14 protein-coding genes are annotated in these 18,001 nt (G+C 65.5%); 5 read left to right on the forward strand and 9 right to left on the reverse strand.

The annotated features are described in order from the left end of the window. Window positions 1-5 precede the first annotated feature (5 nt). The 3 genes from C811_RS10200 to C811_RS10210 all read right to left on the reverse strand — a co-directional run bounded on the left by C811_RS10200 (window position 6) and on the right by C811_RS10210 (window position 2,661). Entirely contained in the window at window positions 6-863 is an 858-nt protein-coding gene (locus tag C811_RS10200; RefSeq protein ID WP_016309496.1) for a tyrosine-protein phosphatase, read from the reverse strand. Between the two features lie 98 nt (window positions 864-961). Then, on the reverse strand, window positions 962-2,266 hold the full coding sequence (locus C811_RS10205) for a cation:dicarboxylate symporter family transporter (protein ID WP_016309497.1): 1,305 nt from the start codon (window positions 2,264-2,266) through the stop codon (window positions 962-964). Between the two features lie 17 nt (window positions 2,267-2,283). Beyond that, complete coding sequence (locus C811_RS10210) at window positions 2,284-2,661, reverse strand: sulfurtransferase (protein ID WP_016309498.1); 378 nt, start codon at window positions 2,659-2,661, stop codon at window positions 2,284-2,286. Between the two features lie 350 nt (window positions 2,662-3,011). On the opposite strand from C811_RS10210, the gene C811_RS0103365 reads away from it, so the two are divergent. The 4 genes from C811_RS0103365 to C811_RS10225 all read left to right on the forward strand — a co-directional run bounded on the left by C811_RS0103365 (window position 3,012) and on the right by C811_RS10225 (window position 7,560). Continuing rightward, on the forward strand, window positions 3,012-3,353 hold the full coding sequence (locus tag C811_RS0103365; protein ID WP_051127496.1) for an ArsR/SmtB family transcription factor: 342 nt from the start codon (window positions 3,012-3,014) through the stop codon (window positions 3,351-3,353). A gap of 107 nt (window positions 3,354-3,460) precedes the next feature. After that, window positions 3,461-3,688, forward strand: a complete 228-nt coding sequence (locus C811_RS10215) for a cation transporter (RefSeq protein WP_016309500.1) — start codon at window positions 3,461-3,463, stop codon at window positions 3,686-3,688. Window positions 3,689-3,935: 247 nt separating this feature from the next. Further along, window positions 3,936-5,933, forward strand: coding sequence for a heavy metal translocating P-type ATPase (locus tag C811_RS10220; protein ID WP_016309501.1), 1,998 nt, complete (start codon window positions 3,936-3,938; stop codon window positions 5,931-5,933). A gap of 376 nt (window positions 5,934-6,309) precedes the next feature. Then, a complete protein-coding gene (locus C811_RS10225) occupies window positions 6,310-7,560 on the forward strand; it encodes a baeRF8 domain-containing protein (RefSeq protein ID WP_016309502.1) in 1,251 nt (416 codons plus the stop codon). A 295-nt stretch (window positions 7,561-7,855) separates the two neighbouring features. Here C811_RS10225 and C811_RS15790 read toward each other — a convergent pair whose 3' ends face one another. Next, on the reverse strand, window positions 7,856-9,184 hold the full coding sequence (locus C811_RS15790) for an MFS transporter (protein WP_016309503.1): 1,329 nt from the start codon (window positions 9,182-9,184) through the stop codon (window positions 7,856-7,858). 340 nt (window positions 9,185-9,524) lie between these two features. Here C811_RS15790 and C811_RS10235 point away from each other — a divergent pair, with 340 nt between their 5' ends. Next, a complete protein-coding gene (locus tag C811_RS10235) occupies window positions 9,525-10,439 on the forward strand; it encodes a patatin-like phospholipase family protein (protein WP_016309504.1) in 915 nt (304 codons plus the stop codon). A 399-nt stretch (window positions 10,440-10,838) separates the two neighbouring features. Here C811_RS10235 and rplL read toward each other — a convergent pair whose 3' ends face one another. The 5 genes from rplL to C811_RS0103370 form a co-directional block, all read right to left on the reverse strand. Next, on the reverse strand, window positions 10,839-11,216 hold the full coding sequence (gene rplL, locus C811_RS10240; protein ID WP_016309505.1) for a 50S ribosomal protein L7/L12: 378 nt from the start codon (window positions 11,214-11,216) through the stop codon (window positions 10,839-10,841). Between the two features lie 90 nt (window positions 11,217-11,306). Continuing rightward, on the reverse strand, window positions 11,307-11,828 hold the full coding sequence (gene rplJ / locus C811_RS10245) for a 50S ribosomal protein L10 (protein WP_016309506.1): 522 nt from the start codon (window positions 11,826-11,828) through the stop codon (window positions 11,307-11,309). Between the two features lie 312 nt (window positions 11,829-12,140). Further along, window positions 12,141-13,568 (reverse strand): helix-turn-helix domain-containing protein, encoded by a 1,428-nt coding sequence (locus C811_RS10250; protein ID WP_016309507.1) that lies wholly within the window; start codon window positions 13,566-13,568, stop codon window positions 12,141-12,143. A gap of 122 nt (window positions 13,569-13,690) precedes the next feature. Continuing rightward, window positions 13,691-15,319 (reverse strand): FAD-binding protein, encoded by a 1,629-nt coding sequence (locus tag C811_RS10255; protein WP_016309508.1) that lies wholly within the window; start codon window positions 15,317-15,319, stop codon window positions 13,691-13,693. 284 nt (window positions 15,320-15,603) lie between these two features. After that, window positions 15,604-17,856: a Tat pathway signal sequence gene (locus tag C811_RS0103370; RefSeq protein ID WP_244874319.1), complete on the reverse strand. Its 2,253-nt coding sequence runs from the start codon at window positions 17,854-17,856 to the stop codon at window positions 15,604-15,606. Between the last annotated feature and the right edge of the window lie 145 nt (window positions 17,857-18,001).

Raw genomic sequence — 18,001 nt, forward strand, 5'->3', positions numbered from 1 at the left:
CTGAATTACGCCAAATACTTCTCCCGCAGGGCGGCCCGCTTCTCGGGGCCGAAGTCGAGAGCCTCGGTCAAATAGGCGTCGAAGGTGCCGAATGTGTCGGTCACAGCAGCCATGGCGGCATCGTAGTAGTCGGCGTAGGCGTAGAAGAACGAGTCCACATCGGCGTCGATCCCGCGCAGAGCCGGCAGCTTCGCGGCCAGAGCGTCTAAAACGCCCTCGGCCCGGCTGCGGGCGAACAGGTTCGTGGCCAGATAGTCGGCCCGCACGTCGGCCTCGGACACGCCGAGCGCCCGCTCCACCACCACCGCGCCCAGGCCCGCCCGGTCCTTGCCCTCAGTGCAGTGCCACAGCACCGCCCCGCCATCGGATTCCAGCAGCACGTCCAAAAGCCCGCGGTAGGCCGCACGGCCCGCCTCGCCCAGAAGAATCTGCGGGTACATCTTCCGCACCGCCTCGTGGGGCTGGGCGCTCACGGCCTCGAGCGTCTTCACATCCTGCGCGAGGCTCGCCCCGTGGGTGATGCCGACGGTCTCCCCCGAAAGCGCCGGGAAGTCGTAGAACACCACGCCTTCCATGAACTCGGACGGATCGGGTTCCTTGTCGCGCTCCAGCTCCGTGCGGAAGTCCACCACGCCCTCCAGGTGGTAATCGGCCAGAAGGCGCGCCAGATCGCTCTCGGTCGCCTTGTGCAGGGCACCCGACCGCAAAAGCAGCGCCGGCTTCACCCGGCGCCCGTCGGCTGCGGGCAAGCCGCCCAGGTCGCGGGTGTTGCGCAGCCCCTCGAAGGGGATGTGGCCGAACTCGGAAAACCGGGGAATTGCCCCGGGAAGCTCTATCTTTGCCGGCATCTGCGTCTGGGCCATGGGTGCTCCCTCTCTCGCGAAATCGTTTCCCCCTATGGTAGCGGGAACGGGGCTCGAGCGCGCTCGAGAGCCGAACCTGTCAAGGGCCTGTTGGGAAATCAGGAGCGGCTCGTCGCCCCCTCGCCGGCCGGCTTGCCGCGACCGGCACCGGCGGCTTCGGCCACTTCCCCGTCGAAAAACGCCTCATCGGCAGGGGCCATGGCGTCGGCCACCTCATGGCGGTTCGCATAGCCCGTGAGAATCAGCGTGAGGGCCCCGTCGCCGGTCACGTTGCAGGCGGTGCCGAAGCTGTCCTGCAGCGCAAACACTGTGAGAACCAGCGCCGTACCGGCCCCATCGAAGCCCAAAAGGCCCGTGACCAAGCCGAGCGAGGCCATGACCGTGCCGCCCGGCACCCCCGGCGCCCCGATGGCGAACACGCCCAAAAGCACGCAGAACAAAAGCATCGTCGGCAGACTCGGCAGCGCTCCGTACAGAATTTGGGACACCACCATGCAGAAGAACACCTCGGTGAGCACCGATCCGCACAGATGGATGTTGGCGAACAGCGGAATGCCGAAGCTCACCATGTCGCGCCGCAGGGTCTTCGCCTGGCCGGCGCATTCCAACGCCACGCCCAGGGTGGCCGCCGACGACATGGTGCCCACGGCCGTCAGGTAGGCCGATCCGTAATGGCGCAGCACCTCCCAGGGATTCGTGCGCGAGTAGGCCCCGGCTGCGCCGTAGAGCACCCCGAGCCACACGAAATGCCCCACGAGCACAATGGCAATAACCACCAGGAACACCGGCAGCTGGCTCGTGAGTGCCCCTTCCCAGGCCAGACCGGCGAAGGTGCACACGATGAAGAACGGCAGAATGGGAATGACGATCTTCACCACAATGGTCAGCACCATGCGCTGGAACTCCACCAATAGCGCCGTGAAGCGCGACGCCTTCGCCCACACCGCCGCCAGACCCAGCATGAGCGCCAGGGCCAGGGCGCTCGTCACGGGCATGATGGCGGGAATGTCAAGGGGAAACTCCAAGCTGGGCACCTCGCGCAGGGCCTCCGCGCCCTCGGCCAGGGTAAGGTGCGGAATGATCCCGAAGCCCGCGGCCATGGAAAGCAGCGCGGCTCCCAGGGTAGACAGGTAGGCCGCAAGAAGCGCCACGCCCAGAATGCGCGACACATTCTCGCCCAGCTTGGCAATGGAGGGGGCGATGAAGCCGACGATGATGAGCGGCACGCAGAACACGATGACCTGCCTCAGCACGTCGCCAATGGTAGCCACCACGGCGATGACCTCGGCAGACGCCACCGAACCGATCCCGAGGCCCGCCGCCACCGCCACCAGCAATATGAAGGGCAGGCTCGTGACCACCTGCTTGAGAATGGCCGCGCCGCCGCGCTTCGTCGTCTCCATCGCTCTCTCCCCTTTCCCTATGAGGCCCGCGCGAGCACCGCTTCGGAGACCTCCACGGGCCGGGCCGGATCGCCCACCCAATCGTTCATGCTGCCGGCGTACAGCCGCAGCTCGGTATAGCCCACGCTCGCCAGATAGTCGCAGGCAATCTTCGCGTGGATGCCCGACTGGCAGTACACGATGACGGCGTCTTCGGGGAAGATGCCCTCGCTGCGGAACAGCTCGGCCAAGGTTTCGGCCGGGTCGTCGCTGGCCGCCGCCACATCGAGGCGCACGTTCAGCGCTGTGGGAATGTGGCCCGCATCGTAGAGCAACGGCGGCCGCACGTCCACCAAGGGCATGGACCCTCTCTCGCGCTCCACGTAATCGGCATCGACAACCTGATAAGCTCGCATGACATCACCTTCCGAGAATCGTTGCTCAGGGCGCATCGGGAAAAAGAACGGGAACGGGGCAGGACAACGACGCGACAACGGTGCCGCCATCCCGAGCCGCCGTGCCGAACAGCGCCTCGCCCCCATGGTAGCGCTGGGGGCTGCGGAAACGGACAACGGTGTCGTTACGCTTTGCTTGCCGCTGAGCGGAAAAGTAGAATCTCCCCCACTCCCCCTTGACAGCGCTGTGACATTGCCTATACTTATGAATAGTTGTTCATATGTTGTTACGTTTAGAAGGAGCCGCCATGGCTAAGCCCGCATCACTGGAACAAGAGGCACAGCAAGTCGTGGAAACCGCCTGCGCCCAGATGATCGACTGCCCCTGCGGTTGCAACCGCGAATCCACGGCCACCTTGTTTACGGAAATGCCCGACGAGGAGCTGCTCTTCGACGTGGCCGACCTGTTCAAGGCGTTCTCGGACACCACACGCATCAAGATCCTGTTCGCGCTCATGGGCGGCCCCCTAAGCGTCACCGACATCACCGAGGCCGTCGGCTGCACCCAAAGCGCGGTGAGCCACCAACTGCGCACCTTGAAGCAGGCCCGCCTCGTGAAGGCCGCCCGCGACGGCAAGAACGTCATCTACTCACTGTCCGACGATCACGTGTTCACCATGCTCGCCCAGGGCATGACCCACGTCTGCGAGTAACCCGCACCGCGCACCCCAAGCACGCCCCCTAGCGAGGCCGGCCATCCGACCACCCGCAAGCCACCACCACGCCCCCCCGAAGGGACCCCGCCGAGAAAGGAACTACCATGCGGAAATCATTCAAGCTCGAGAACCTCGACTGCGCCAACTGCGCCGCGAAGATGGAAACGGGCATCAACCAACTGCCCGGCGTGAACAAGGCGTCCATCTCCTTCATGACGAGCAAGCTCGTCATCGACGCCGACACCGACGATGCCGAGGCCTTCGCCGCCATCGTCGACGCCGCCCAGCAGGTATGCACCAGCTACGAGAAAGACTGCCTCATCAAACGCTAGCAGCCCCCTCAAGCCCGTATGAGCAGCCCCAAGCAGGAGGCGATCCTCGACACGCAGCTAGCGAGCCGAGCATCAGTCCTCTCAAGTACGTAAGAGCAGTCGACGGGCGCGGGGCGTGCCTCCGCGCGCAGTTCCGCAGCGACTGGAACAGCCCAGTGGGCTGTTCCACCAAGCGAGGACTGTCTGAGCACGGAGGTATGCCCCGCGCCCGCCGACGGACAGCCAATTAACGGACAAGGACCCCACCATGAGCCCCAAGCAAAAACGCCTCCTCACCCGCATCATCGTCGCCCTCGTCATCTTCTTCGCCATCATCATCGTGGAAGAGGCCGGCCTTTTGCATGCCGCCTTCGGCAGCCCCGGCGACGTGTACGCCGAGTTCGCGCTCTTCCTCATCCCCTACCTCATCGCCGGCTACGACGTCATCGCCAGCGCATTCCGCAACCTCTTCCGCGGTCACGCCCTCGACGAGGACTTCCTCATGACCGTGGCCACCTTCGGCGCCTTCGCGCTGGTGCTGTTCCCCCACACCGAGCCACACATGGCCGAGGGCGCCGCCGTCATGCTGTTCTTCCAGGTAGGCGAGCTGTTCCAAAGCTATGCCGTGGACAAATCGCGGAAATCCATCGCCGATATGATGGACATCGCGCCGGAGTTCGCCAACGTCATGGAAGAGGGGAAACTGAAGCAGGTGGATCCCTTCGAGCTGGCCCCCGACGACGAGTTCATCGTCATGCCCGGCGAGCGCATCCCGCTGGACGGCATCATCCTCACCGGTGACAGCCAGATCGACACCGCAGCGCTCACCGGCGAATCGGTGCCCCGCACGGCGCGCCCGGGCGACGAGGTTATCTCCGGCTGCGTGAACCTCACGGGCAAGCTCACGGTACGTGCCACGAAGCCCTTCGAGGACTCCACCGTGAGCCGCATCCTGGAGCTGGTGGAGAACGCCGCCGAGAAGAAGGCCCGCACCGAGAACTTCATCACGCGCTTCGCCCGCGTGTACACCCCCATCGTCGTGGGCGTGGCGGCCGCGCTCGCCATCGTGCCCCCGCTGTTGCTCGGCGGCGATTGGGCCGACTGGGTGCTGCGCGGCCTCACCTTCCTCGTAGTGTCGTGCCCCTGCGCGCTGGTGATCTCGGTGCCCCTGTCGTTCTTCGGCGGCATCGGGGGCGCCTCGCGCCTCGGCATTCTGGTGAAGGGGTCGAACTACCTGGAGGCCCTGGGCTCCACGGAAACCGTCGTGTTCGACAAGACCGGTACGCTCACCGACGGCACCTTCGCCGTGACCGAGCTGGCGTGCGCCCCCGGCGTGACCGAGGCCGAGCTCGTGGCCACCGCCGCCGCGGCCGAGGCCTTCTCTACCCACCCCATCGCCCAATCGGTGCGAGTCTACGGCGATGCCATGGCGAACGGGGAACGGTCGGGCGGCGACGCCATGGCGAACGGCCAGCGGCCCGCCACCAACGTCGCTCCGCTGGCCGAGCGCGTCCGCGACGTGCGCGAGGTGAGCGGCCAGGGTGTAGAGGCCGTCGTGGACGGTCGCGGCGTGCTCGTGGGCAACGGCAAGCTCATGGCCGCCCATGGCGTGCCCTTCCAGGCGACCGATGCCGCCGGCACGGTGCTGTACGTGGCCGCTGACGGGGCCTTCCTCGGCACCATCGTCATCGCCGACACCATCAAGCCCACGGCCGCCCGGGCCATTGCCGACTTGCACGCGGCCGGCGTGAAGAAGACCGTCATGCTCACCGGCGACCGCACCGATGTGGCCGCCTCGGTCGCCGCCCGGCTCGGTATCGACGAGGTGCACGCCGAGCTGCTGCCCCAGGACAAGGTGGCGGAAGTGGAGAAGCTGCTGGCCGCCACCGAGCGCGATACCCGCGGCAAGGGCAAGCTCGCCTTCGTCGGCGACGGCATCAACGACGCGCCGGTGCTCACCCGTGCCGACATCGGCATCGCCATGGGCGCCATGGGGTCGGATGCCGCCATCGAGGCCGCCGACATCGTGCTCATGAACGACAACCCCGACGACATCGCGAAGGCCATCGACGTGGCCCGGCGCACCATGCGCATCGTGTGGCAGAACATCATCTTCGCCCTCGGCATCAAGTTCGCCGTGCTCGTGCTGGCCGCCTTCGGCATCGCGAACATGTGGATGGCTGTGTTCGCCGACGTAGGCGTGGCCGTCATCGCCATCTTGAACGCCATGCGCGCCATGAACGTGAAGCGCTACGAGAAGCGGTAAACCGTGCCGGCCTCAGGCGCGTGGAGGCGTCCCCCGCGGGGCGTGCCTCCACGCGCAGTTCCGCAGCGACTGGAACAGCCCAGTGGGCTGTTCCACCAAGCGAGGACTGTGTGAGCATGGAGGTATGCCCCGCGGGGGACGCCGGGCAACCGGCACCTTCTCCGCCCCATTCCCCAAGCGCCCAAATCAGCATTTCGGCAACCGCAAGTTCACAGACTTACCCATAGCCCCCCGAACGCATCTCGGGGGGCTATGCTTTTCAGTGCGCAATGGCCCCATCCCTCATGCCGCCCGCGCCGCGCCCGCCGCGCGGATGTCGGCTCCGTCGCGAAGTCGTTGCGCGACACCGTGTTCCCGACCACTTTGGAGGTTCGTCATGAAAGACGAGAAGGAGACCTTGCGCAAGACCGACGAGAGCATTCACGTAATGGAGGGCTTCGACCCCGCCATCCTCTCCGATGTGCCCGCACCGGTCGTATCGCTGTATATTCCCGTTCACCACAGCGAGCGCGAGGAGCGCCGCGACATCTGGGATCGCGACATGTTCAAGGATCTCATGAAAGACGCCGAGCGCACCCTAGCCGAAAGCTACGGCAAGGACGCCTACAAGGGCATCCTGGAGAAGGCCGACTACCTGCTCGCCCATCCCGACATGCCACTGTGGCTGCACGCCGGCGAGGGTCTGGGATTCCTCATGGGCAACGACGACGTGTACGTGTACAACCTGTTCTTCGCCCCCGAGCCCATGGTGGCCGCCGGTGACACCTACTTCGTGAAGCCGCTGCTGCGCAACTTCCAATACGGCACCGAGTACTACATCCTGGAGCTGGGCAACGACCGCTTCAGCTGGGTGAAGGGCGACCGCACCCATGTGGAGCGCCAGCAGCTGCCGCGCGAGGTGCACGACTTCTTCAGCGAGCTGTTCGCCAACAGCGACGACACCGCCGCCGACATGAAGAAGGACGAGCTGGGCGCCCTGGACTATATCACCTTGGAAGGCCACATGGGCCAGTACCACGACCACCAGTCGCGCAACGACGTGAAGAAGGAAGACGCCGCCCAGTGGTTCCGCTACGTGAACAAGGCTGTGAACGACTACCTCGTGCGCGACGATACCACGCCCATCATCCTGTGCTGCGACGAGGAGTACGAGCACGCCTTCCGCAAGGTCTGCACCCTGCGCCACCTGCTGCCCGAGGGCATCAAGAAGGATCCGGCCGGCCTTGACGGCAAGGCGCTCTTGGAAGAGTCGCTGGCCGTGATGGACGGCATCCGCGATGCGAACATCAAGGAGACCGCCGAGAAGTTCGGCGCCGATGCGGCCCACGGGAAGGCCTCCGACGACTTCGACGCCATCGGCATGGCGCTCGCCGAGCGCCGCGTGGCAGCCCTGTTCATGGTGAAGGGCAAGATTCTGCCCGGCGGCTTCGACGTCAACACCGGCACCGTGACCTTCGACGGCAACCCAAACCCGGTCGACGACGGCTACATCGACCCGGCCGCGCCCGACATCACCGACGCCTTCGCCCAGGCCGCCCTGGCCCAGGACGCCCACATCTACATCGTGGACCAGGATCAGATGCCCACCGCCTCGCCGGTGGCCGCCCTGTTCCGCTACGCGGAGTAGGCGCTGGCACCGTAACTCTGCCGCACGGCAAAGCCCGCGACGCGCCACGACCTCGCATCGGCCTTTCCAGGAGCCACCTTCGGGTGGCTCCTTTTATGCCCGAAAACCGCCAAGAGCTCGGCACCCCGCCCCGATGGGACTCGACAGACTCGACAACCTTTTGTCGAGGCCTCGATGAAATTTTATCGAGTCCTCGACAAATCACTTGTCGAGCCTGTCGAGCCTGTCGAGTCAGTCGAGTCCATGTCGATCATCGAGGTTTCGGCGCCGGTTCGCCGGCCTTTGTCCCTCGCGCTCACGCTGCGACGGCAGGTCGTCTCGTAGCGAGGACCACGAGGGCGAGCGGGGCGACAACGAGGAAAAGCCCGGCGAGAGCGAACAGGGCAGGCGCGCCCGTGGCCACGATGAGGGCGCCGAAGAGCAGGCCCGAGACGCCGATGCCCACGTCCACGGCGTTTTGCTGCTGGGAGATAAGCGAGGCCCGGCGGCCCTCGGGCGCCCGCTTGGCCAGAAGCGCCACCGCACTCGTGACCGTGCCGAAATACCCGATGCCCACGAGCAGCCCCGCTCCGGCGAGCAGAGCCGGAATCATCGGAAGCACCGCCACGAGGGCGATGCCCGCGCCCATGACGGCAGCGAAGGCGGCCACCACCCCCGAAGCCGCCCTGCGATCCACCAGCCACCCCGCGAGCGGGTTGGCGATAAGACCGCCCGCCCCGACGAGCGCCATGAGCATTCCCGCGTTGGCCTCGGGTGCCGCCGCCTCGGCGAAGGAGGTGGCGAAGTTGGTGACGAGGCCGTAGCCGAGCGCAGACAAAAGCGTGACGGCAAGCGCGACGACCACCGCCGCGCGCCCGTCTCCCGGCATCCGGGCGGTCGCCGACGTCGCGAGGTCTTCCCGACGCGCTCCCCGCAATGCCTCGGCAGCGTCCCGTTGCGTTCCCGACGAAGCTGCCGCCGTCGCCGTCCGCGCCTCGTCCGCCGGCGTCGCGGCATCCTCCCCCGATGCGCTCCGCCATCCCGCTCGCGTCCCCTTCGCCTCCCCCTCGCTTCCCGCCGGCCGGCAGCAACGGGCGGGCACGAGCGCGGCGCAGAGAAGACCGACGGCGGCCAAAACCCCGCATCCGGTAAATGCGACGCCGTAGCCGACGGCACCCGCCAGCGAGAACATGAGGGGCGCGGCCACCATGAGCGCCACCGACGACACGAACCGGTACAGCCCCAGCGCCAGCCCCGACCGCGCTTGGGCGCTCGCCGCGCTCACGGCCGCCATGGCGCAGGGGAAGAACGCCGCCATCCCCACGGCCTGCAGGCAGCGCACTACCAGAACCGCCGCGAAGTCGTGGCAGAGTCCCAACAGGGGCGCGCCGGCCACGTAGGCCGCCAGACCGAGCAGCATGGGCCTCTTCGCTCCCCTCCGGTCGGCCCATGGCCCGACGACGAAGCGCAAAGCCACGGCCAGGGCCAGAAACACCGTGGCCTGCAGCCCCGCCTGAAGCAAGTCGCCGCCCAGGGCAACCACGTACAGGGGCACGTAGATCATGCACGCGTGATTGCACCCATAGGCGCAGAACCCCGCCGCGAACAGCAACACCAGCGTCCCCCGGCCACTTCCCTTCTCCATGGCTCCCCTCCTCGCCGGATGCCATCGTATCTCAGGCATCCTACCAAACCGCCTCCGGCCATTCCGCCCAGCCTTGGGTGCACCCCTATCCTATTTCCAGGATAAACCAGCACGCCCCTCCTCGGCGAAGACGCGCAGCCCCTCGGCATCGCGCACCCGCACCGGCCGTGCGCTGCGACGGCAGTATCAGACGCGCCAATCCACCGCACCCCAGCGCGGGGGCGGCGCTTCGCTCCATCGCCTGCGGGCCTTTTATCGAGCTCTCGGGGAATTTCCGCCGCGCAGGTGGGAAACTAGGAGCTGACACACTCGAGCAAAACCCGCGAAACGGAGCAGCGACATGCCGATTGCCGACCAAGCCAGCCTTGCCATCAACCAGCCTGACGTGGCGCTCATCTTTGAGGGCGGCGGCATGCGCAACAGCTACACGGCGCCGATGGTGGTGGAGCTGCTCGCGCGCAACATCAATTTCGGGCACGTCTACGGTATCTCGGCCGGATCGAGCCACACGGTGAACTACCTCGTGCGCGACGCCGTGCGCGCGCGGGCCAGCTTCGTGGAGCTGGTGCAGTACCCGCGCTTCGGCGGCTGGAAGAGCTTCCTTGCCGGCCACGGCTACTTCAACGGCCCCTACCTGTACGAGGAGCTTATCGAGACCGCGCCCGCCGACGACCCCATGCGCTTCGACTGGGACACCTTCCACGCCAACCCCGCCGACGTGCACATCGAGGCTTTGGACTGGGACACCGGCGAGACCGTGGCCTTCACGAAGGCCGACATGAGAGAGGCCCGCGACGTGGGGCTCATGGTGCGCGCGTCGTCCACCATGCCCATCTTCATGCCGCCCACGACCATCGGGAGTCGCACCTACGTGGACGGGGGCATGGGAGCGAGCTGGGGCATCCTGTTGAACGCCGCCCGCGCCGACGGCTTCGAGCGCTTCTGCATCATCCGCACCCAGCCCCGCGGCTACCGCAAGAAGCCCATGGGCTCCCTTGAGCAGCGCCTCTTCCGTGCCGCCTTCCGCAAGCACCCCGTGGTGGCCGAGCGCACCATCGCCCGGTGGCAGCCCTACAACGAGCTCTGCGACGAGATAGAGCACCTGGAGAAGACGGGTGCGGCCTGGGTGTTCTACCCTGACGCCATGGAGGTCACCAACAAGACCACCGACTACGACGCCCTCGTGCGCTCCTACGAAGCCGGTCAGGCCCAGGCCCGCCGCGACATAGAGTCCCTGGAAGCGTGGCTCGGCTAGCTCCAACTCCCCAAGGCCCCGGTCCCCCACGCTTCCGTTTCCCTCCAGATTCCCAAATCCTCCAAGGCCCAGACTTTCCCAAGGCCCTCCCGTGCTATTTCTCGCGCACCGCCTCTCGCGCTGCTTCACCTACCCCCCCAAATGGAGAAGAAAATCACGGTTTTCGTAGTCCGACAGCGTAATTTCGCATTCTACATCCACGTTTTCCCAGGTGGGCTAACGTCGTTTCTAACGGTAAGGCATTTTCGATTACGAAAACCGCAATTTTCTTCTCAGAACAGCGAAAATCGCAGCAACGCAGTGCATCCGAAACAGCTTCTCTCGCAAAAAAAAGAACCCCGCTCGTAAGCGGGGTTCCGTATAGCCGTAAAGGCGGTTGAAGTGTTCGCGAAAGCGAATTTACTTCAGGGTCACAGCGGCGCCAGCCTCTTCCAGCTTGCCCTTGATCTCCTCGGCCTTGTCCTTGGCAACGCCCTCGGCCACCGGCTTCGGAGCGCCCTCGACGACCTCCTTGGCCTCCTTCAGGCCCAGGCCGGTGATCTCGCGGACAACCTTGATGACGGCGATCTTGTTGTCGCCGAAGCCCTCGAGGATGACGTCGAAGTCGGACTTCTCCTCGGCGGCAGCGCCACCCTCAGCCGGAGCGGCGGCGGCCACGGCCACCGGAGCGGCGGCGGACACGCCGAAGGTCTCCTCGATGTCCTTCACGAGCTCGGAAGCCTCGAGCAGGGACATCTCCTTCAGAGCCTCAATGATCTCTTCACGAGTAACAGCCATGTTAGTTTCCTTTCAAAGGGGGCCGGCGCCTCTTCGTGCCGGCCAAGTTTTCTTCGTTGCTACGCGGCCCGTCTCAGGCCGCCCGAGCTGTTAGGCAGCTTCCTTCTGGTCGGCCACGGCCTTGATGACCTGGGCCATACCGCGCGGCACACCGTTGATGGTGGTGGCCAGACCACGAGCGACGCCGGAGATGGCACCGGCGATCTGAGCCATGAGCTGCTCGCGAGAGGGCAGAGAAGCGATAGCCTCCACCTCCGCGGCCGACACGGCAGCGCCTTCCATCAGGCCGCCCTTGATCTCAAGGTTCTCGTTGGCCTTGGCGAAGGTCTTCAGGGCCTTCGCAGACGCGGCCACGTCGTTGCCGGAGAACACGAACGCGCTGGGGCCGGCGAGCATGTCGTCGAGCGTCGGCAGCTCGGCCTCGGACAGCGCCAGGTGAACCAGCGTGTTCTTGTAGACCTTCAGCACCGAACCGGTCTCGCGAATGTCGCGACGCAGCTGCTGCATCTCCTTCACGGTCAGGCCGCGGTAGTCCACGACCCACATGGCGGAAACGCCGTCGAGATCCTCCTTGATGCTGGTAAGCATCTCCTTGTTCTGAGCGTTGGGCATGTTGTACGTACACCTCCTTCTCAAGCTTTCCGGGTTCCGCACCTGGTGGGTGGGCCGCAAGCCTGAGAAGCAAAAGCGGCCCCCGCCCATAAGACGGAGGCCGCACGAATTCACGGATGCGAATGTCGACCACCTCGGCTGGCCGCTTGCGCGATTAAACCGAGCTCCCGCGCCTGCCAGTGCCGTTTCTTCCGAAACGTTCTCGCCAGGGCGGACAGCCTCAGTGCCTGCTGTCTTAAGTAGCGGAACATATCTGTTCTCTTGCCGCCCGCTTTGGGCAGCCTGTTCAGTTTAATGCGCCGAGCGCTCCTGTCAATGGGAAATTCCCAAAAGGCCGAAAAGTTCCTTGCGAGAGTTGATGCCCATCTTCTCGTAAATGTGGCGGGTGTGGGCCTTGAAGGTACCCTCGGCGATGAACAGCTCCTGCTGGATGACGCGGCCGGTCTTCCCCTCGGCCAGAAGCGCGAGCACCTCCTCCTCGCGGGGGCTCAGCCGGTAGGTGCGCGCAAGCTCCTCCACGCGCTCGCCCACCCGCTCCTCTTCCTCGGTGCGCTGCACGAGACCGCCCTCTTCCAGGATGGACACGCCCCACTTGCTCGCCAGCTCCTTCTCGGAGAACAGCAGCACCGTGGCCGCCAGAATGAGCGCGCTCACCGCCACTGTTGCGACCAGGTCCTGCGTGGATGCGGGAAGGCCCGTCAGCGCCAGAAGCCCCGGCACCTCGCCGCCGGCCACCTGGAACAGCTGCTCGGCGTTCTTAATGGCCAGAAACGCCACAATGGCCACACCGAGGCGCTTGGCAATGTCGTAGAGCAGAAACATCACGAGAAACGACATGAGCGAGTAGCTGATGGCGATAAGGTAGCTGGATACCGCCGAGCCGAACAGGCTCTCGGCGGGAATGAGCAGGAAGCCGCACACCATGAGCACGAGCGGCGAGCGGTACAGAAGCCCGATGTTGAAGCGGCGCGAGGCGAAGTAGGCCGTCGCGAACAGCACCGCCATGATAATGGCCGTGGAAAGGGACGAGTGCCGCCCGGCGCCCGCCACCAGCTGGTCGGCGCGCATGCCATAGGCGAAGGCGTACAGGCCGTAGAGCACGAACAGCTTCCACGGGTAGGAGAACTTCGGCACGCCGCGTTTGGGGCGCTCGGCCTCGGGCACGTGAGCGTAGGCATCGCGCAGGTACAGCACCGCGAGCACCGGCAGCAGCACAAGCGCGCACTGGGCCTGCCACAGGCCCATACCCTGGCAGAAGAAAGTGACGACGGTGCCGAGCAGCATGGCGCCCGCCAGGAAAAGGAAGATGCGCAGCAGGCTGAAGGTGGCCAGCACCTCAGCCGCCAGCAGCAGGAAGAGCCCGTAACCCACACCGGCCGCCAGCGAGCCGGCCACCACGAGTCCAAAGGACGCATCGGGCACCCAGACTGCCAGCGTGCACAGCAACGACGCGACGATCATGCCCGCAGCGGCCACGACTTTCACCAGGCGGTTCTCGTTGAGGGGAATGAAGCGGCGAAACAGCAGCACCATGAGGATGCTCACGGCGATGTAGGCCGCATCGAAGGTGAGGTGCGGGTCGAACGACCACGGTACCGCGTCCGGCATTCCGGCACCGGCGCCCGCCCCCGTGAAGGTGAGCGTGGCCCAGGCCCGGGCGCACCCGTAGGCCACGACATAGCGACGGCCACCCCGCAGAAGCGCGCGGCGGTCTTCCTTCGATTCCGCTTTCTCGGTCATGGGACCCCTCCTTTTCCAAGGTGATTATACATGGCAAAGCCGGCGACCCGAAGATCGCCGGCTTTGAGGGAGAATTCCGCCGCACCGTGGGGAGGGGACAGGGGCGGCGAAACGGGGATGACTTACAGACCCGCCACGTAGCGGCCCGTGGCGAAGCCGGTGGTGATGGCGCGGCCCACCGACAGGCCCTCGATGTCCATCGGGTAGTTGCTGTTGCCGAAGAAGGGGCCCGAAGCGTTGCCCACGGCGAACAGGCCCTCGATCGGCTGCATGTCGGCGTCGAGGCACTGGAAGTTGTCGTCGCACCACAGGCCGTCCACCAAGGCGTCGATGTTGTTGGCGCCGCGCGGCACGGCGTAGCAGGGAGCCTCGATGGGCACCATGTACTCGTCGCGCTTGCCGAAGTCGGCATCGCCCTCGCCGGCAGCCACCAGCTCGTTGTAGTGGCTGATGGACTCCACGATGGCCTCCACGGTGTAGTCGTGGGCCCAGCCCTCCTCGTCGGCGAACGCGATCATATTGGCCGCGAGCTCCTCCAAGGTGTCGCCCTTGATCCAGGCCTCGGGATCGACGTTGCGGTAGGCGTTGTGGATGGAGATGTCGGAGAACGGCTTCCAAGCGTCGTAGTGCTCCTGCCAGTTGGTCGGCACGATGGAGAAGAACTTCACAGCGGTGGACTCGGCGAAGTCGACCTCGGCCAGGTACTTGTTGGTGAACTCGTTCAGGTAGCCCATGCGGCAGCAGCCCTCGTCCATGAAGCGCTTGCCGTGGCGGTCGAGGAACAAGTACGGCATCTCGAAGCGCACCTTCGGGCCCTCGCCGTGCACCATCTTGGTGTGGGAGGCGGGGCACATCTGGGCGCCTACCCACATGGCGGCCTTGAGGCCCGTGCCGTTGCGGAAGTCCACGGCCTGGTGCAGGCCCTTGGCGTCGGGAGTGTAGAACTCGAGCATCTCGGAGTCGCCCACGTAGTCGCCCGCGGCCATGATGACGCCCTTGGAGGCGCGCAGCAGCACGTGGCCGCCGTCCTTGGTCTCGCCGATGGCGCCGGCCACCCGGCCGTCCTCCATGTAGAGCTGCACGCAGGGAGTCTCGAAGAAGATCTCGGCGCCTTCCTCCTGCACCTGCTCGCCGATCACAAGCGCGCCCTTCTGATGGCCCTCGTCGTGGAAGTAGGTGTTGGCATGGAAGTACACGTCGTGGCCGTTGCAGTTCACCACGTAGTCGTAGGGCTTGGACTCGCTGCCGCCCTTGGCCGCCGCCTCGGCCCACCAGGCCAGCGCCTCCTGGGAGTTGCGGGCCCAGGTTTCCACCTGGCCCATATTGGCGCGGTAGTCGCTCTTGTAGTTGATGAAGGAAAGCGCCGCCTTGATGCCGGCCTCGCTCGTCTTGGTCAGATCGATGGAGGCGCCCATGTTGCCGGCGGTCTGCACGATGGACAGGCTCTGGAGCACGCCCACGGTGGCGCCGGCCTCAAGGGCGGCGTGGATGGCGGCCAGGCCCGACTCGCCCGCGCCGACCACGACGACGTCGTAGGTGTGTTCCTCGGCGAAATCGGTGATCTCGGCCGGCTTGTTCAGGAAGCTCGGCCCCATGTAGGTGGAACCGTCCCCGGCCGCACCGGCGGCGTCGCCCGTGCCGGCGAGCTTGGGCTGCCCGCAACCGGCGAGCGCTCCGGCAGCGGCCACACCCATGGCGGCTACGCCACCGAACTTGAACAGGTCGCGACGAGACATAGTGGACTTGGTCATGATGAACTCCCTTTCCCTCTCTCTGGGTTCCGCCCCCGGCCTTCCCGGATCGCGGCGCAGCGGCTGCTGCCTCAGGTTCGGAGGGGCTCCCTCGCCCCATCCGCCGCAGCTCCCTCGCTGCACCACGCACTATGAACGCCGCGTCGAAATCGCACATCGACCAAGCGGGAAAAAGAAGTTTAAAGCTGTAACCCCTTCTATAAACCTTGGCATTGAACTGGGGAAACAAAAACGGACGGGATTGGTCCCGTCCGTTTTGAACCTTAGCGTGAAAGCTGCTGGAGCTATGCCGCCTGCTTCGTGTCGTCGCCGGCAGCTACCTCCGCGGGGGTTTGGGCCGCACCGTTCTGTTCCACAACGTCGTCCTCGGGCTCGCCAGAGGCGTTCTCGTCGCCGGCAGGAGTCGGCGCAGCTGCCGAGCCATCCGTATTTGCGTCAGCCGGGGCGCCCTCGGCGCCCGCGTCGCCAGCCGCGCTGCCATCCGAACCTGCGGCATCCTCCGTCGCCGGGGCCTTGCCGTCGGCGCCCAAGATCTCGTAGGCAGGGCTCACGTTACTGCCCGCCGATTCCACGTAGGTGAAGTTGATGACGTCGCCCACCTTATAGCCCACAATGTCCAGCAGGCCCGGCAGCGCGAAGTCGAAGATGTTGCCGTCCTCGTCCTCCAGGGTCACATAGAAGTGGGTGTTACCCTCGATGACCGCTTGGTTGAGCGAGCGAATGGTGCCCTTCACGGTCTTCACGTCGGTGGCCGTGCCGCCGTCGCTCTCGGTCACTACGCCGTTGGTGGCCAGCAGGGCCTCGTAGGCCTTCTGAGTGTCGGCAACCGTATCGCCCACGGCCACGTTCTGGTAGCGCTGGATGTCGATCATGGCGAACTTCTTCACCAGGCCCGCGCCGTCCTTCAGGGCCATGAAGTACGTGGGCTGGTTGCCCACATTGATGAGCAGCGGGAACGTGGAGGTGTAGCGCAAGTTCTGCACCTGGCCCTCGGCCGATTCCATAGCCGAGTCCTCGGTGGCGCCAGCCACGCTGTAGAAGTGCGACTCCTGGGTGCGTTGGTTCACCAACACGAAACCGATGATGGAGTTGTCGGCCGTGGCCGAGGTGACGCCGGTGTACACCCACACGTCGTCGTCCTTGGCGATGTAGTTGTAGCCGAGCGTGCCGTCGGTGCCCGGCGTGGTGCGCACCACGCCCTCCTGGCCGAGGAACGAGTTCAGCCACCCGTTGTTATAGGCGCCCCACCAGTTGTACTGCTGGATGAGCAGCTCGGCCGGGAACACGCGGTCGACCCATTCGGGACACTCCTCCACCGACAGGTCCTGGGTCTCGCCCGTGGTGGCATCGCACAGCACCACGCGGCTGATGGTCTCGCCGCCGAAGAGTCCGATGGTGAAGTCCTTCACAGGGCAGATCCACCAGGGATGCCCGTCTTCGTCAATCTCGAAGGACTTCTCGCCGAACATGTAGAAGGGGTACTTCAGCTGCACATGGCGGTCGATGTTGCGGGCCAGAGGCTCGCTCTGGGAGTAGTAGATGGGGTTGTCGCCTAAACGCACGATCTCCGCGTCCTGGGTGGTCATGTTCACCAGAGCGTAGGCCGGAATACCGCCGTCGCGGTTGGTGAACCACTTGAACAGGTCGGCGTAACCCAAGGGGCTCACGCGCACCGGCGTGCCCTGGTAGTTGATCTGGGAGTACAGGTTCGACACCTCGAACTGGCTCACGTACTCGGGAATGGAGCCCATCTCGCGGTTGCCCAGCAGAATGGCCGAGTCGCGGTCGATGACGGGAATCTCGCTGTAGTTCACTTCCTTGATGTCCTGGGCGAACTCCAGCGTGTCGGTCTTCAGCACGTTGGAATACTTCTCGGCATTGCCGGGGAAGATGGCCATGGACATGACAGCGCCGATGGCCACAAGCGCCACCACCGCCACTGGCACGAAGGACAGAATGCGGAAGGTCTTGGCCTTGCCCTCGTTCTTCGTCACTTCCTTGGTGCCGGTCTTGTACTGCTTGCTGCGCACCCAGAAGATGAGGAACAGCGGCAGCAGGATGACAATGAAGACAAAGCCCCAGAAGTCGGTAGAGTGAATGTTGATGGACGGGTGGAACCACCAGTAGGCGCCCGCGATAACGAGCAGGGCCACCAGAATCAACACCGCGAGCCACTTCTTGGATGGCAGGTGAAAGTCGTTGGCCAGAAACTCGAAATCAACCGTGGGGCCGCCGTTGCCGCCGTTGCCGCCCGCACCCGAGCCGCCCCGGCCACGTCCGCCGCCGTTGCCTGCGCCGCCGAATCCGCCGAAGCCCCCGAACGGGAAGCCCCCGAAACCGCCCACGCCGCCGCGCGAGCCCGAGGCGCCGGAGCCGCCATTCGCGCCGGATCCTGAAGCCGGGCCGCTGCCAGGCGTCTGCGGGCCAGCACCGGAGCCGGCGTTCGCGTTCGCACCCGATCCCGATTCCACGCCATCGGTGTTCATACCCGACTGACGAAGCGCCTCGAGCAGCGCATCCAAACCAGATTGTGCCACTAATCTCATCCTCTCCTGATGGGCTCCCGCCGAATGCGGCTCCTCGCCGCACCGCGGGCAAACCCGTCGCACGCGGGGTCTTTCCCTGCCCCGCCCAAAGGTTTCGTGACACTATACCCGAACGGCCCCCGCCGAGGCGGAGGCC

Source organism: Adlercreutzia caecimuris B7 (genome assembly GCF_000403355.2).
Taxonomy (GTDB): Bacteria; Actinomycetota; Coriobacteriia; order Coriobacteriales; family Eggerthellaceae; genus Adlercreutzia; species Adlercreutzia caecimuris.

Excerpts from the sequence above, each read along its gene's own strand:
- C811_RS10200 (WP_016309496.1), bottom strand. The coding sequence starts at position 863 with ATGGCCCAGACGCAGATGCCGGCAAAGATAGAGCTTCCCGGGGCAATT.
- C811_RS10250 (WP_016309507.1), bottom strand. The coding sequence starts at position 13,568 with ATGACCGAGAAAGCGGAATCGAAGGAAGACCGCCGCGCGCTTCTGCGG.
- C811_RS10235 (WP_016309504.1), top strand. The coding sequence starts at position 9,525 with ATGCCGATTGCCGACCAAGCCAGCCTTGCCATCAACCAGCCTGACGTG.
- C811_RS15790 (WP_016309503.1), bottom strand. The coding sequence starts at position 9,184 with ATGGAGAAGGGAAGTGGCCGGGGGACGCTGGTGTTGCTGTTCGCGGCG.
- C811_RS10215 (WP_016309500.1), top strand. The coding sequence starts at position 3,461 with ATGCGGAAATCATTCAAGCTCGAGAACCTCGACTGCGCCAACTGCGCC.
- C811_RS10210 (WP_016309498.1), bottom strand. The coding sequence starts at position 2,661 with ATGCGAGCTTATCAGGTTGTCGATGCCGATTACGTGGAGCGCGAGAGA.
- rplJ (WP_016309506.1), bottom strand. The coding sequence starts at position 11,828 with ATGCCCAACGCTCAGAACAAGGAGATGCTTACCAGCATCAAGGAGGAT.
- C811_RS10220 (WP_016309501.1), top strand. The coding sequence starts at position 3,936 with ATGAGCCCCAAGCAAAAACGCCTCCTCACCCGCATCATCGTCGCCCTC.
- C811_RS10225 (WP_016309502.1), top strand. The coding sequence starts at position 6,310 with ATGAAAGACGAGAAGGAGACCTTGCGCAAGACCGACGAGAGCATTCAC.
- rplL (WP_016309505.1), bottom strand. The coding sequence starts at position 11,216 with ATGGCTGTTACTCGTGAAGAGATCATTGAGGCTCTGAAGGAGATGTCC.
- C811_RS10255 (WP_016309508.1), bottom strand. The coding sequence starts at position 15,319 with ATGACCAAGTCCACTATGTCTCGTCGCGACCTGTTCAAGTTCGGTGGC.
- C811_RS10205 (WP_016309497.1), bottom strand. The coding sequence starts at position 2,266 with ATGGAGACGACGAAGCGCGGCGGCGCGGCCATTCTCAAGCAGGTGGTC.
- C811_RS0103365 (WP_051127496.1), top strand. The coding sequence starts at position 3,012 with ATGATCGACTGCCCCTGCGGTTGCAACCGCGAATCCACGGCCACCTTG.